The organism is Nocardiopsis ansamitocini (assembly GCF_030268225.1).
Classification (GTDB): Bacteria; Actinomycetota; Actinomycetes; order Streptosporangiales; family Streptosporangiaceae; genus Nocardiopsis_D; species Nocardiopsis_D ansamitocini.
Genome location: NZ_BSQG01000012.1, coordinates 97,771 through 112,154, shown reverse-complemented (window position 1 = coordinate 112,154; position 14,384 = coordinate 97,771). Strand labels below are relative to the sequence as shown.

Sequence of the window (14,384 nt, the reverse complement as noted above, 5' to 3'; positions counted from 1 at the left end):
GCCGCGATGTGTGCTGCGTCACTGCGAATCCGTCCATGTAAGCAGTGGGAGTGATCCAGGCGACATGTCCGGATCGGACACCAATCGAGGGCTCACCATGTCCGATCCGCGGTGGAGCGAAGACGGTGCAGCCGGGCGGCCACGGCGACGCGGAACAGCGGGTCCCCGGTTTTCCACTCACCGCCCAGCAGCGACGTCACCCGCTCCAGCCGCTGCTTGACGGTGTTGGGGTGCACGTACAGGACCCGCGCGGTGCGTGCGACGCTGCCTCCACTGTCGGCGTAGGCGGCCACCGTCTCGGTCAGGCCGGTGCGGTTGCGGGCGTCCCAGGCGAGCACGGGGCCGATCATCCGCTCCACGTAGGCCAGGGCCCGGGCGCCGTCGGTACCGAACATGGCCAGGTAGGGCGCATAGTCGTCGACGTGGAACGCGCCGTCGGCCATGCCCAGTGCGGGCAGGAACGCCGCGCACTCCCACGCCTCGGACAAGACGTCGGCGATCTCCGCGGGCGCCCCGACCCGGGAACCCACGGCGATGAGCGGCCCGCCCCCGGTCGCGCGCCAGCGCTGCCGTACCTCCACGGCGGCGGCCCGCGGATCGGCGCTGGGCACGAGCACGCTCACGCCTTCGCTCTGCGTGGCGATCAGCCACGGCTGACTCCCCGCGGAGAGTGTGCGCAGCAGGGGGTGGCGGGAGGAGTCGGGGGCGGGGACCGCGACTCCGGACCACGGTTGGTCCAGGACGATTCCCCGAACCGCGGCCCGGCGTTCGAGCGCAGCCATGTCGGCGGTCCCCGACACCAGGTCCAGGGCCAGTTCGCCCCGTACCCGCTCCTCCGCGTCGGTCAGCGCGTCGCGCTGCATGGTCAACAGCGCGACGATCTGCCCGGAACGTTCGACGGTGCGCCGCTCGACGTCGGTGAGGGGGGTCGGCCCCTCGCCGACGAGCAGCAGCCCGAGCAGCGCGGACCCGGCGATGGCCGCGCAGACCACATCCAGCCCTCGCGCCCCCACGTCTGCGCAGTGCCCGGAGGCCCGGCTGCGTTTGACCGCCTCGGCGGCCGGCGCGATCAACCGTCCCTGCCGCCACCACCGGTCGACCTCGTCGGTGGTCGCCGCCACCAGCCGGTTCTCCCGATCGGCGATGGCTACGGCCCGCCCCAGCGACTCGGCGAGGGTCGCGGCCACCTCGCGCGGTCCGTGCCCGGACAGCACCAGCGCGGTGAGGCGCTCGTGCACCCGTGCAGAGGCGCTCATCGCCTCGACGTGGTGTTCGGCGCGGGCCTGGGCCTCCTCGGCGCGGTCCGCCGCCTCGGTCACCGCGGAGAACAGGCGGGCGGTGTGCAAGATGATGGCGGCGTGGTCGGCGAACGCCGTCAGCAGGGCGATCTCGTCGCCGGCGAAGGCGCGCGCGGAACGGTCCGCGGCGAACAGCACGCCCAGGATCTCCCCGTTCGCCGACATCGGCACGCCCAGCAGGGACCGCAGGTGTTCCTCGACGATGGCCGCGTCGATCTCCGGGTCGCGGTCGAAGTCGTCGTCGGTCCCGTAGTCGGCGGTCCATTGGGGGGCCATGGTCTGCACGACCCGACTGGCGATCCCCACGCCCGCCGGTACGCGCAGCCCGTGGAACCGGCTGGAGACGGTGCCCCGGCTCGCCCGGACGAACAGCTCGTTGCTGCGCTCGTCGTAGACCGACATGTAGGTGACGTCGGTGCCCACCAGGTCGTGGGCCCGGTCCACGAGCCGTTTCAGCAGCGCCTGCACGTCGCGGACCTCCACCAGGTCGCGGGTGCTGGCGATGAGTGCGGAGAGCTCGCCGTCGCGCCGGCGCAACCGGCGGATCCGTGCGGCCGTGCGCTGCGCCTGATCTGCAAGGGTCTCGTCGACCGGGCCGAGGACCGACCGCACGTCCTCGCGCGCGAGTTGCTCCCCGGACTCCAGCCGGGTCAACAGGTCGGTAATCGAACGCTGCGCGGCGTCGTCGAGGCGCACGGGGGTGTCACACATTTCGTAAGTGTCGCATCACCGCAGATGAGAGCTGCGGTTCCGGTTGGTTGTCCCGGGATGCCGGACGCAACTCCGGACGGTCGACGGTCTACGCGCGGTTGCGGGCGTCCTCGCGGGAGGCCCGTCGTGCACGGGCGTCGCGCACGTGTTTCACGGCGATCCACTGCTCGGTCGGATGCGCCCCTTCCGCGAGATCGTGCTTGCGTGCCAGTCCGCTCACCTGGCCGGCCGGCGACGTCGCGAGAGCCGCCCCGTTGTGTACCGAGGCGGTCTTCGCCAACGTGTGGCTTCCTTGCGTCGTGGTTGTGGTCACCCCGTGATCGCAGGCACACCGGGGTCCGTTTCCTCGATACCGGGCGGGCAGCAGTGGGGTCATGGCGCGGCTCCCGGTGACCGGGGGCCGAGGCGCCGTCGCGAACCGGGCGGGCGGTCCCCCGTGGCTACCGGGGCGGCCTGTTTCCCGGGGGCCGCTCCTTGCCCGGAGGAGGGGTGGGCGGGGGATGTTGGGAGGAAGCGAGCTGGCTGGTGCCCAGCACGGCCATCAGCGCGACCCTCGTGGAACGCGTGGTGTTCAGCGGTACAGGACTCGCGGCGCTGGCTGTCAGCGCCTGGGCGATGTCACGGACCTTGATGTTGGCATGTTGCGAGGCGGAGGTGATGATCTTCCATGCGTCCTCCGCGTTGCACCCGCGCGCCTGCATGGTGATGCCGATGGCCTGATCGATGACTGTACGACTGTGCAGGGCAGTGGTGAGGCTGGCGACCTCTTCTTCGAGTTGTCGGTGTCGGTCGACCCCGGCCGCGTCCGGGGTCTCCTGGGTGTGGTCAGCCGTCATGTGCTCCTCCCCCAAGCGCTGCCGTGTGTCCGACTGGTCGCAGACGTACTGGCGCATCGCTGGGTGTCTTTACATGGGAAAACATCCTTTCCTATTCCCAGTGGAAAAAGAAGCACACCTGACCCGTGCGAGCAGGCCGCGGAGCGGCCCCGGCGGGCAGGGGCCCGGCCCGGATGGACGGGGCCCGGTTCGACCGTCCCGAGGGAAGCAGGGGGGCGCTGTGGCTGTTCCGGGATGCTCCTATGAATGTCAGTCGAAGACGCTGCCGGGAACGGCCACGCTGATCCGTCCGTCGAACGCCTCCCGTGCGTGGCGTACCCCCTCGTCCCACATGGTGGGGCTGGAGAAATGGCTCATCACGAGGTGTTCGGAGCCGGCCTCCGCGGCGAGCCCCCCGGCCAGCCGGGCAGTGAGGTGCCCGTGCCCGCGCAGCGCTTGCTCGTCGGCTTCCAGATAGGTGGCCTCGCAGACGAAGACGTCGGCGTCACGGGCGGCCTCGACCACCGGTGCGCAGTAACCGGTGTCGGAGGAGAACGCCAGGACCCGGCCCGACGGGGACGTGAAGCGCAGCGCGGCCGAGGGCACGCTGTGGTGGGCGGCGAACGAACGCAGCCGGAGCCCGTCGATCTCGTGCACGGTCGTCCCGTCCCGGGGAAGTTCGTGCAGATCCCATGACTGGGTGATGGGGCTGTTCATGGTGGGCAGGGTGGGGATGGCGAACACCGCGTCGAACGCCTCCAGCCGGCCCCGCTCGCCCTCGGGAAAGAACAACGGGATCCGGGGCAGCACCTCGGGGAACGTCCACCGGTAGGCCCAGGCCATCAGGTCCAGACTGTGGTCGGCGTGCAGGTGCGTCACGACGATTGCGCGCAGCTCGGCCAGATCGTGCCGTGCGCAGTAGGCCAGCAGCGAACCGGGGCCCGCGTCCACGAGCACCACACCGGTGCGGCTGCGGACCAGGTAGGAGGATGCGGCGCCTTCCTTGGTGGGCGCTGTCGCGTTGGAGCCCAGGATTTCGAGCTGGAGCATGGTCGCCCCGTCCTTTCCTTGCTACGTGGTGGTGATGGGGGTCAGGCCGTGGGCGACAGCAGCGTCGCCGCGCCGCCGGCGACGGAAAGGCCCACGGTGCGCCCGATCCGTGCGTCGGGGGCGACGCGCAGGCTCATGGTCGTCCCGGCGGCACGCACCGTCAGCTGCACGGAGTCCCCGGCGAACTCCGAGTGCGTCACCTCGGCCTCCAGGGCCGCCTCGTCGGCGGTGTCGGTGACGGTGAAGCTGTCCCGGCGCAACAGCAGCCGGGAGACGCCGTGGCCGGTGGGGCGGACAGCGAGCTGTCCGAGGGGGATCCGCCACCGTCCGTCGAGGGCGAGTACGTGGTCGTGGTTCCGGTGCACGTCCAGGAGCAGGGCGTTGGCCAGGAAGTCGGCGACGAATGCGTCTGCCGGGTCGTTCCACAGGACCTGAGGGGTGTCGAACTGCACCAGGTGTCCGTCCCGCAGGATCGCGATCCGCGAGCCCAGGGAAAGGGCCTCGTGCTGGTCGTGGGTGACGATCAGAGTGGCGCACTCGGTTGCGGAGAGCATGGCGGCCAGTTCTCTGCGCAGGCCGCCGCGCAGCTGCGGGTCCAGGGCGGCCAAGGGCTCGTCCAACAGCAGGACGTCGGGTTCGATCGCCAGCGCCCGGGCAAGAGCCACGCGCTGGCGCTGGCCTCCCGAAAGCTGGTCGGGACGGCGGTCTGCCAGCTCTTCGAGCCGGGTCAGATCGAGCATCGCCCGGACGCGCTCGCGTCGCAGGGGTTCCGGCGTTCTCCTGGCCCGCAGCCCGTACCCGATATTGCCGGCGACGCTCATGTGCGGAAAGACGGCGTAGTTCTGCGGGACCAGTCCGATGTTGCGCCGGGCGGCGGCGAGAGCGGTGATGTCGCGGCCCGCGAGCGTGATCCTGCCCTCGGCGACCGGGGCCAGACCGGCCACGGCTCTGAGGGTGCTGCTCTTGCCGCAGCCAGAGGGGCCGATGACGGCGACCGTCTCTGCCGGTGCGACGTCGAGGCTGACATTTGCGGCCGCGGTCGTCGAGCCGTAGCGGACAGTGAGATCGTGCACGGTGAGCCCGGCACCTCGGGAGGACGGGACAGGGGAGTGCGGACTGGTCAACGGGTTCTCCTCGGTGCCCAGCGGCGGGTCAGGACGATTGCGGTCAGTACCGGGGCGACAAAGGCGATGAAGATCAGCGACTGCGCGGAAGCCGGTTCGAGCCGCTGGGTGGCGTAGGCGTCGAACAGTGCGAAGGGCGCCATGGGGGTTGCCGGCGGATTGACGAAGAAGCTGATGTTGAACTCGCCGAACGACAGGGCGAACACCATCGTCACCGCCTGGGTGATTGCGATGAGGCAGGTCGGTGCGGTGATCGTCCACAGCACGCGCGCGTTGCCCGCGCCCAGGCTGCGCGCGACGCTCTCGTTGGTCCGCAGTTCCTCATCGGCCAGCGCGGCTACCAGGGCGGCGAGGGTGAACGGCAGGGTGAAGACGAGATGTCCCAGAACGAGCAGGGCCCCACTGGGGCGCAGCATCGGATAGGTCCCGATGAGTGCGACGCTGAGGGCGATACCGGGCACCGCCAGCGGTACGTTCACCAGGTAGCCGGTCAGCCGGGTGGCCGGGGAGGGGAACCGGGCCACCCACCACGCCAGAGGGCCGCCCAGACACAGGTTGAGCACGACGACCAGGGTCGCCACGGCCAGGCTGCGGCCGATCACCGGGGCGAGCGCGGGCCAGGCCGCAGCGAACCAGTCGAGGGTGAAGCCCCCGCCCCAGGGCCCTCGGGAGAAGTCCACGCTCGTCGCGGCGACCAGGGTGGCCAGAATCGGCGCGACGACGAAGGCCAGAACGATTCGCGTCACGACAGGAACCCCTTTCGCACGGTGCGGGACAGGACCCGGCCCGCCACCAGCGCCAGGACGGACAGGCACGCGAGGAGAACGGCGAGTGCGGAGGAGGAGGCGAGCCGGTATCCGGTGGTCAACTCGTTGACGACGTTCAACGGCAGCAGGCGGACCCCTTCCGAGAGGGTCGCCACCGTTCCGTATCCCCCCAGGGCCACCGCCATGGCGGTTCCGCCGACCTCGATCGCGGCCGGAAGTAGCAGCGGCAGGGTGATCGTGCAGAACACCCGTATGCGGGAGGCGCCGAGGGTGCGGGCGCTGTCGGCCAGACCGGGGTCGAGTGTTTCGGCAGCGCCGCGAAGCGGACCGAGAACGCGGGGGATGGCGAAGTAGATGTAGGCGACGAGCAGGCCCGGAAGAGTGTAGGCCAGCCCGGAGAATCCGTCCCAGGCCAGTCCGAGCAGACCGGTGCGCCCGGTCAGCACGATCGCGAAGAAGCCGATGATGATGCCGGGCAGTGCGATCGGCAGGGTCAGCAACGCGTCGGCGAGCACCGTCCCGCGTCCGGCGCGGTTGTCCCGCGCCAGACGCAGCACGACCGGGATCGCGATCCCCAGGGTCAGCAGAACCGACCCGCCGGCCACGATGACCGAGGCGATGAGGGCGCCGCGCACCGCGGACGAGGCGAACGCGTTCAGGTAGTGGTCGAGTGTCGGGCCGGTGTCGGCCGGGGCCTGGCCGACACCGAAGGAATTGGCGACCATGACGGCGACGGGGTAGCCGCAGAACAGGGCGGCGACCAGGAGCGCGGGGGCAGCCGCCAGCCACCCCGGCGGCCCCCCGCGCAGGACGCCGACCGGTGGACGCCCGGACATCAGAAGCCGACCTCGGACTGGTAGAGCTCGATGAACCCCTGCTGCTGGGCGCCCTGCTCGACGTAGTCGATCGTCGCAGCGCGCTCGTAGTCCTCCTGCGGCAGCGTCGTGTCCGCCAGTTCTTCGGGCAGGTCCCCGGTCACCGGGCGCATGTAGCCCTCGGCGAAGAGCGCCTGCCCCTCGTGGGAGAAGTAGAAGTCGAGCAGCCGACGACCGTTCTCCTCGTTGGGCGCACCCTTGACCAGGCCCACGACATAGGGGACCTGCAGTGATCCCTCCTCCGGGATGACGACGCTCACGTCGCTGCCCTCGTCGCGCAGCCGGTAGCCGTTGAAGTCGGTGTCGATGAGGATCGGGATCTCGCCCTGGGCGACCTTGGCCGTCGCGGTCTGCGCGGAGGTGGAGGCGCCGTTGGCCTTGAGCGCGCCGAGGTAGTCGAGCCCGGGGCCCCAGTCGCTCAGCGTTCCGCCCAGTGCGAGATTGGCGGCGGTGGCCGCGGAGTAGCCCACAGCGGCTTGGGTGGGGTCGAGGTAGCCGACCTTCCCCTCGTACTCGGGACGCAGCAGGTCGGCCCAGCTGGTCGGTACCGGAGCGCCGTCCAGGTGGGCCTCGTTGACGATGAACGCGATCGTGCCGGTGTGCACGGCCGTCCAGGCGCCGTCGTCGGCCCTGAGGTCCGCGGACACTTCCTCGGTTCCCGCCGGAGCGTAGGGTTCGAGCACGTCGGCCTGGACCAGTTGGTCGGCGAAGGCGATTCCGACGTAGGCCACGTCTGCGACGGGGGAGCCCTTCTCTGCTTGCAGGGCCGCGAACGTCTGCCCGGAGTTCTTGGGGTCGTTGGGTGCCCGGACGCCCGTCGCGTCGGTGAACGCCTGGAGGACCGCACCGTAGTTTCCCCATTCGGCGGGCGTGTTGTAGGTGATGACGATTCCGCCGTCGGGAGCGGTTGAGCCCGCGGCGCCGCAACCGGTCAGGGAAGCAGCGGTGAGCGCCGCGAGGACACCCGCGGCCGTCCGGGAGCGACGGTTTGGGGACATGGGGCTTCTCCTGGGGAGTAAGGGGGTCGGTCGGGGCGGATCAGCGCACCGGACCGCTGTGGTTAAACGATTAATCAGAGAAGTGACCTGCACCGATCCATCTGCGTGACGGCGGGGCGAACTTCGGAGAACACTCGGTGAACGCACCCGGTTCCCGCGAAGGCGCACAGTGCTGCTGACAGGGCATGATGCCCTCACGTCGGACGCGCCTGAGCGGTAATCGCCGGTCCGCCCGGCCGGGGAACGCCGCAATAATCGGCTGTGCCCCGCCGCACCGCGGCGGAGCTCCCGGAGAGGAAATCCATGCCCAGTCCGCACAAGCGCGCGACGCTGCGCGACGTCGCAGCCCGCGCCGGGGTCTCCACCGCCCAGGCCAGTTTCGCCCTCAACGGCAGCGGCAGGGTCGCCCCGGGCACGGCCGAGCGGATCCGCAGGGCGGCGGCCGAACTCGACTACCAGGCGGACAGCCGAGCCCGTGCCCTGCGTACCGGGCAGCGATCCGCCTACGGCGTGGTCATCCGCAACATGCGCAACCCCTACTTCCTGGACGTGCTGCGCGGCATGGAGGTGACAGCCCACGAGCACGATGCGCTCCTGCTGATCATGAGTTCCGACTACGACCCGGAACGGGAGGCTGCCGCGCTGCGCCGGTTCACCGCGGAAGGAGTCGGGGGCATCGCCATCGCCCCCATCGGCCGCGGAGGCCCCCTGTCGGACTGGCGCTCCCGCAACCCGGCGATCCCGGTCGTCGCCTTCAACTGCACCCCGGACCCGGACCTGTCGGCAGGGCAGGGAGCGCTTCCGGTCCCGACGGTGGGTCCCGACGACGGTGCCGCGATCGCTCTGGCACTGGGCCATCTCAAGGAGTACGGCCATCGTCGGGCCACCCTCGTCGTCGCTCCGAAGGAGCGTGTGGCCGACTGGGGGCGCGAGGAAGAGTTCGAGCGGTTGTGCGGTGTCTGGGCGATGGAGGGCACGGTCCTGCGCTGTCCGCTCGACTACCGCGGAGTGGCGCGTGTGGCCGGTGAGCGGATCGCCGCATCGCCCCGGCACCAGGCGTTCGTCGTCAATTCCGATCACCTCGGCGCCGCCGTCTACGATGCTGCTCACGCCTTGGGACTGCGCGTCGGTCGCGACGTCAGCGTCGTCGGACACGACGACCTCCCCACCTCGCGGCTCCTCGACCCGGGGATGACCACGGTCCGCTTCGACCGCGAACGGTTGGGGGAACACGTGATGGGTCTGTTGCTCGCCCCGCAGGAGAAGTCCCTGAGCCTGCCGGTGGAACTCGTGGTCCGGGACTCCGTCGCCCGACTCGCTCAGTAGGGAGTCCCAGCGGCGTCTACGCTTCTGCCGTGCCCGCGCGCGGTTGCAGGAAGAAGTCGACCAGCGCTGCGGCGAGCGTCTGCGGTGCAACGTTGTGAAACGTCCCCGGAAGGGAGCGGTGCCAGGCATCGGGCAGTGCCTGTGCGGTCGCGGCGGCCGCGTCGCGCAGCCATGCCGGGCTCGCCGAGCTGTCCAGGACGAGTACGGGCAGGGGGAGCGATGACAGCAGTTCGACGGGAACCGCACCGTCGCCCATGATCGTCGCGTCATGGACCAGCGTGTGCGCCATCGCCTCCAGGTCCGGCCATTCCGAGGACCGCCGCACATCCTCGACAGTCTCCTGCGAAAGGCCCACGACCTCGGTCATGAAGTACGAGACGGCCTCGCCGCGCCGGCCCCTTCCCGTCATCTCGACCAGTCGGTCGACGTACCCGTCCGGTACCGGCCTGGCCCCGGGGACCCGAAACGGCGGTTCGAACACCGACAGCCCCCGGACCGCCACCCCGATGGACGCCCCGAGCAGTGCGAGAGTCGCCCCGGACGACGAACCGTGCACGTAAGCACCGCCTCCCACCGACCGTACGATCGCGTCGAGGTCCTCCACCTCGCGTTCTATCCGGTAAGGAGGGGGTGCCGCTGTCCCCGTGCCCGCGCCGGGCGTAGCGGCGGTGAGGTCCGGGGCCAGCGCGGCGGCGGCCCCGACCCACACGTGCCGATCGTCGAACGCCCCGCCCACGATGACCAGCGGCGGCCCCTCGCCCCCCTGTCGTAGGCGATCAGAGTGCCGTCCTCGGAGATGGCCGTGTCCATCGACTCTGCCTTTCACTGATGCCGCTTCGCCGTCTCGACGGGAGGGAACGCCGAGGTGGACACCGTGCCGGTTCCGTCGGGCCGCCCGCGGGAGGGACGGCTGCCAATCACCACCGACGTTCACCGCCGTCGCCTGCGCTCTTTCGGAGGCGCGTGATGTTTGCGACTGTCGTCGCTGGTGAGAGGTCGGGTTTTCGGGAGACACCTCAGGGGTCGGCCCGGGACCGCGTGGTCCGGCGCGCCGTTGAGGGGGCAGTGACAGCGTTCCAGTGACGCAGGACAGTAGGATCACCGCGCTGACGGGTGAGCACGGCCGCGCCACCGTACGGGGAGCGGGTCGGACCCGCCCCGGGGCGCCGTGTCGCGAGCGCTCCGACGTCGGTGTCGCCTCGCCCACCGAACCGGGGCGATGCCCTGCCCGGCAGCAGCCGGCGAACCCTAGGGAGACCACCGATGGACGCCTTCCCCGACATGCCGTTCACCGCCTGGCAGGACACCCAGGCCACAGTGCACCGCTTCACCCAGATCGTCGGCAAGATCCGGTTGGCGGCGAGTCCGCGTCGCAACCACTGGTGGAACGTCCCGTTCCACCTCACCGGTCGGGGCATCACCACCCGCCCGATGAGCGACGGCACCGGTGTCTTCAGCATCGACTTCGATTTCCTCGACCACCGGCTCGACATCGCCACCACCACCGGTCTGCGGTACTCGTTCTCCCTGATCGGACAGTCGGTCGCCGGTTTCTACCAGCGGGTGCAGGACGGTCTCGCCGCGGTCGGCGTCCACGTCACCATCGAGCGGCCCTACCCGTTCGACCTTCCCGACGCCGACCGGCCCTTCGCCTCCGACACCGAGCACACCGCCTACGACCCGGCCATGGTGACCCGCTACTGGCAGGTGCTCAGCCAGGTCAACCTGCTGTTGGAGGAATTCGCGGGACGCTACTCGGGAAAGACCAGCCCCGTCCACCACTTCTGGCACACCTTCGACATCGCCGTCACCCGGTTCGGCGACACATCGGTGCCGCAGTCGGCCACCACGGACTCCGTCACCCGGGAGGCCTACTCCCGGGACGTCGTCAGCTTCGGCTTCTGGTTCGGCGACGCCTCCTTCCCCGAAGCGGCCTTCTACTCCTACACCGCCCCCGAGCCCGACGGCCTGGCCGAAGAACCCCTCACTCCGGATACGGCAGCATGGGTCGAGCGCGGCGGAAGCCACCTCGCGGTGCTGCGCTACGACGAGGTCCGCACCGCACCCGACCCGCGAAAGACGGTGCTGGACTTCTACGAGAGTGCCTACCAGGCCGGCGCCCGCCGCGCGGGGTGGGACGTCGACCGTCTGGCCTGCACCAACGGCATCACCGACCCCGAACTCAGGACGCGCGTTGGCGGGGCAGCCGCCCGTTGACGACCCACCCCGCTCCGGCGTGTTTCGGCGGACCGGCAACCACGGCCTGTCCGGGGGAGGAGCAGTACCGCTCGCCGTCCCGGGCGTCCTCCCCGCAGAGAGAGGACGCCCGGGAACCCTGAAACCGGCTCGGCCGGTAACCGACCTCGGCCTCCACCACCACCGCGCGCCTCCGGCCCCCGTCGCGGTAGCGGAAACCGTCACGGTCACCGCCCGCCGGCGCAGGCGAGGGCCGGGGCCGTCATGTGTCACCCTGTGGCGCGCCGTCCCCGAGCCTCCTTGAGACACTACGGATGGGCGCGCTCGGCGGTTGGGCAGAGAAGGTCCTCCCCTCCCGCTCCACGGAGCCCCCGGGCCGCCGGGGACTGCCCGCCCGGCCGCGGAGGGGCCGTCACGAGTGCACCGACCGCCCCGCCCCCACCGCTGTGCCGCGGCACGGCACCACGCCCTCGCGGGCACCCCGGCCCCATTCCGCGACGCCCCGCAACGCGACAGAGCAGAAGGACACTTCCATGACTGAACGCCCTACGCTGGCCGTCACGGTCGGCGATCCGGTCGGGATCGGCCCCGAGATCACCGTGCGTACGCTCCTACAGGTGGGAACCACGGCCGCGGCGCGCGGCGTCGTCGTCGCCGATGCGGCCGTCCTGCGGCGTGCGCTACAGGTCTGCGGCCTCGACGCCACGGTCCGCACCCTGGACTCCTGGGACCTGCCCGCCGAGGAAGAAGGGACCATCGACTGCTTCGACATCGGCGTCCTCAAAGACATCGTGTTGCCCTGGGGCACGGTCGACGAGCGGGCCGGCCGCGCCGCGGTGCGCGCCATCGAGGTGGCCACGCGTGCCGCGCTCGAACGCGACGTGGCCGGAATCGTCACCGGCCCCATCAACAAGGAGGCCATCTGGGCGGCCGGCAGCGAACACCTCGGTCACACCGAAATGCTCGGCGCCCTGACCGGGGCCACCCGGCAGAACACCATGTTCGTCGTCCGCGGCAAGAAGATCTTCTTCGCCACCCGGCACCTGTCCCTGCGCAAGGCCCTCGACCAGATCAGCGTCGACCAGCAGTCGGCACAGATCGACGAGGCCCTCACCGCGCTCCGGGTATTCGGCCACGACCGGCCGCGCCTGGCCGTCGCCGCGATCAACCCGCACGGTGGGGAGAACGGCGCCTTCGGTGACGAGGAGATCATGCATCTGGGCCCTGCGGTCGAACGTGCCCAAGCGTCCGGAGCGGACGTGGTCGGCCCGGTGCCCGCCGACTCGGTCTTCCACCAACTGCTCCAGGGCCGGTTCGACGGCGTCCTCTCGCAGTACCACGACCAGGGGCACATCGCGGCCAAGACCTACGACTTCGACGGGACCATCTCCGTCACCGTGGGCTTGCCGATCCTGCGCACCTCGGTGGACCACGGCACCGCGTTCGACATCGCGGGCACCGGAGAAGCCGACCCGGCCACCATGCGCTCCGCCTTCGAGCACGGCGCCGGGTTCGCGCACTTCGCCGACCGCATCCGCGCCGAGTACGCGGTGTGACACCGCACCCCGTGGCCACGGCTGCGGTGGGCATCCCATACCCGAAGGGCGGGGGTGCCCACCGCGGCCCGGTGTCCGAGGTAAGGGGCGGACCCCCGTGGTCGAAGGCGGCCGGGCCGTCCCCGCCGCCGACCGCAACCGCTAGACCCCGGCCTGGAACGACCCCGTGGGCGCCTTGCGTGCGGATCGGGTGTCGTGGCACCGGAAAACGCGGAGGCTCCCGGACCGGTCACCAGCAACAGTTCGGTGGCAGCCGCGCCTGAGACGCCACCCCGCGGAACCGGCAAACAGGTGTTCCGTAATCGCTGATGAACGTCTTCCCTATCCTGCTTGAGCCCGATCGGATGATGTCCGTAACCCGGTCTGCGGCGTGGTGGCGACAAGGCTCACCAACAGTGAGGAAGGTTGGGGTATTCGCAGCTCGGCAACATCATGGAGGATCTTGTGCAGCGCCTGATCGCCACCGCTCTGACCGCGTGCGCCACCGCCGGCGCCCTGGCCCTGACGGCCGCACCGGTCGCTGCCGCCCCGTTCGCGGACGGGCTTCCCCAGGGTGACCGCGTCGCCATCGCCAAGTGCTCATCAGGAGACGGAGAGATCAAAGAGGCCGAGGAGGTAGCCGTGTGCATCAACGGGAATTACGACCCCGAGCAGGCACAGCAGGTCCTGGGCTCCTTGGGTTCCTTGTTCGGCGGTTTCTAGGCGCAGGGCAGCACGGACGTTTTCGCCGATGACTTCTCCGGCGCCCCGACCGACCACCACCCGGCTACCTCGTGCGGCGGGTCTTCTGGCGGGGCACCCGGGGAGCGGGCCGAACCGGTGTCGGCCCGGGAACAGGCGGTGTCTGGTCGGGGCGCACAGGGGTACTGCGCGACCCGGCCAGATGCCGTGCCATTGCATCGCGCCGGCTGGCCCCGAGGCGCAGAGGCACAACGGCCCCGCGGACTGCCCGGACGCCGGTGTGCGTGGTGCGGAGCCGATCGGTGGGAAGAACGGATGCGCGTACCGACACATCATCGGGCAGCGGCCGGTCTTTTCCACGTTGGGGGGCGGAAAAGAGCGAACGGTCGGACCGGGGCCGACCGGTGTCGCGAGAAGGTTCTTTTCCGGCGGGAGTCGGGGTTCTTCTGCCAGGTCAGGGCTTTATGGGGATGGGTGGACCGGCGAATTCGCGCTGTCCCGCGCTTTCACCCCAGTTCCTTGCGTGCGCCGCGCAGGGCCTTCGGTAGAAGAAGCCAGTTCTTCGGTTTTCTGTAGTCGAGTCCGCCGAGCAGTTGCTTGAGCATCGTCAACACATCGAAGTAGATGCGCTCGCAAACCAGGACGTCGTCCTCGAAGACGAAGAACGCCGTCAAGCGCACCGTGGATTCGTTGCCGGTGGCCGGGATCGATCCGAACGGACCCAGATGCGTGCCGATCAGGTAGGACCCGCAGATGACCGCGTCGTCGCTGTGCCGGAGTCGGATCACCTCGTGGTGCTGGTCGGGGAACGCGCGACGTGAGTCGGCGTAGTAGCCGCGGACGGCCTCGTCACCGTCACGGACCACGCCCAGCGCGATCACTCCGTAACGCGGGTGGGGAAACGCGAAGAGCGTCACGGGGACAGGTCGGGGCGCAGGGAGGCGCCTCCAGGGTGCGCGGTCTTCGTGTCGTCCGCTTCATCGCGTA

14 protein-coding genes are annotated in these 14,384 nt (G+C 70.3%); 4 read left to right on the top strand and 10 right to left on the bottom strand.

Going from position 1 to position 14,384, the window contains the following annotated elements:
- Positions 1-92: 92 nt before the first annotated feature.
- The 8 genes from QSJ59_RS22640 to QSJ59_RS22605 all read right to left on the bottom strand — a co-directional run bounded on the left by QSJ59_RS22640 (position 93) and on the right by QSJ59_RS22605 (position 7,638).
- Positions 93-2,009, bottom strand: coding sequence for a helix-turn-helix domain-containing protein (locus QSJ59_RS22640; RefSeq protein WP_285761770.1), 1,917 nt, complete (start codon positions 2,007-2,009; stop codon positions 93-95).
- Between the two features lie 88 nt (positions 2,010-2,097).
- Positions 2,098-2,289 carry a hypothetical protein gene (locus QSJ59_RS22635; RefSeq protein WP_285761769.1) on the bottom strand — a complete coding sequence of 64 codons (192 nt, stop codon included), beginning with the start codon at positions 2,287-2,289 and terminating at the stop codon, positions 2,098-2,100.
- Between the two features lie 160 nt (positions 2,290-2,449).
- On the bottom strand, positions 2,450-2,845 hold the full coding sequence (locus QSJ59_RS22630) for an ANTAR domain-containing response regulator (RefSeq protein ID WP_285761768.1): 396 nt from the start codon (positions 2,843-2,845) through the stop codon (positions 2,450-2,452).
- Between the two features lie 249 nt (positions 2,846-3,094).
- Positions 3,095-3,874, bottom strand: a complete 780-nt coding sequence (locus QSJ59_RS22625; RefSeq protein ID WP_285761767.1) for an MBL fold metallo-hydrolase — start codon at positions 3,872-3,874, stop codon at positions 3,095-3,097.
- Between the two features lie 41 nt (positions 3,875-3,915).
- A complete protein-coding gene (locus QSJ59_RS22620) occupies positions 3,916-4,947 on the bottom strand; it encodes an ABC transporter ATP-binding protein (RefSeq protein WP_285761766.1) in 1,032 nt (343 codons plus the stop codon).
- Between the two features lie 47 nt (positions 4,948-4,994).
- Entirely contained in the window at positions 4,995-5,744 is a 750-nt protein-coding gene (locus QSJ59_RS22615) for an ABC transporter permease (protein ID WP_285761765.1), read from the bottom strand.
- The gene (locus tag QSJ59_RS22610; RefSeq protein WP_285761764.1) at positions 5,741-6,601 is read right to left on the bottom strand and encodes an ABC transporter permease subunit; all 861 of its coding nucleotides are present in this window, start codon (positions 6,599-6,601) and stop codon (positions 5,741-5,743) included. Before QSJ59_RS22610 ends, QSJ59_RS22615 begins: the two co-directional genes overlap by 4 nt.
- Positions 6,601-7,638, bottom strand: coding sequence for an extracellular solute-binding protein (locus QSJ59_RS22605; RefSeq protein WP_285761763.1), 1,038 nt, complete (start codon positions 7,636-7,638; stop codon positions 6,601-6,603). The genes QSJ59_RS22610 and QSJ59_RS22605 overlap by 1 nt, the downstream gene beginning before the upstream one ends.
- Before the next feature lie 303 nt (positions 7,639-7,941).
- Between QSJ59_RS22605 and QSJ59_RS22600 the strand changes: the two genes are divergently transcribed.
- The gene (locus tag QSJ59_RS22600) at positions 7,942-8,964 is read left to right on the top strand and encodes a LacI family DNA-binding transcriptional regulator (protein WP_285761762.1); all 1,023 of its coding nucleotides are present in this window, start codon (positions 7,942-7,944) and stop codon (positions 8,962-8,964) included.
- Positions 8,965-8,980: 16 nt separating this feature from the next.
- Here QSJ59_RS22600 and QSJ59_RS22595 read toward each other — a convergent pair whose 3' ends face one another.
- Positions 8,981-9,673 carry an alpha/beta fold hydrolase gene (locus QSJ59_RS22595; RefSeq protein ID WP_285761761.1) on the bottom strand — a complete coding sequence of 231 codons (693 nt, stop codon included), beginning with the start codon at positions 9,671-9,673 and terminating at the stop codon, positions 8,981-8,983.
- A gap of 554 nt (positions 9,674-10,227) precedes the next feature.
- Here QSJ59_RS22595 and QSJ59_RS22590 point away from each other — a divergent pair.
- From QSJ59_RS22590 to QSJ59_RS22580, 3 genes are all read left to right on the top strand, one after another.
- On the top strand, positions 10,228-11,181 hold the full coding sequence (locus QSJ59_RS22590; protein ID WP_285761760.1) for a DUF5996 family protein: 954 nt from the start codon (positions 10,228-10,230) through the stop codon (positions 11,179-11,181).
- A 512-nt stretch (positions 11,182-11,693) separates the two neighbouring features.
- Complete coding sequence (gene pdxA / locus QSJ59_RS22585; RefSeq protein WP_285761759.1) at positions 11,694-12,716, top strand: 4-hydroxythreonine-4-phosphate dehydrogenase PdxA; 1,023 nt, start codon at positions 11,694-11,696, stop codon at positions 12,714-12,716.
- Positions 12,717-13,121: 405 nt separating this feature from the next.
- Positions 13,122-13,418, top strand: a complete 297-nt coding sequence (locus QSJ59_RS22580; RefSeq protein WP_285761758.1) for a hypothetical protein — start codon at positions 13,122-13,124, stop codon at positions 13,416-13,418.
- A gap of 485 nt (positions 13,419-13,903) precedes the next feature.
- On the opposite strand, the gene QSJ59_RS22575 is transcribed toward QSJ59_RS22580, so the two are convergent.
- A complete protein-coding gene (locus QSJ59_RS22575) occupies positions 13,904-14,314 on the bottom strand; it encodes an ester cyclase (protein WP_285761757.1) in 411 nt (136 codons plus the stop codon).
- Positions 14,315-14,384 lie beyond the last annotated feature (70 nt).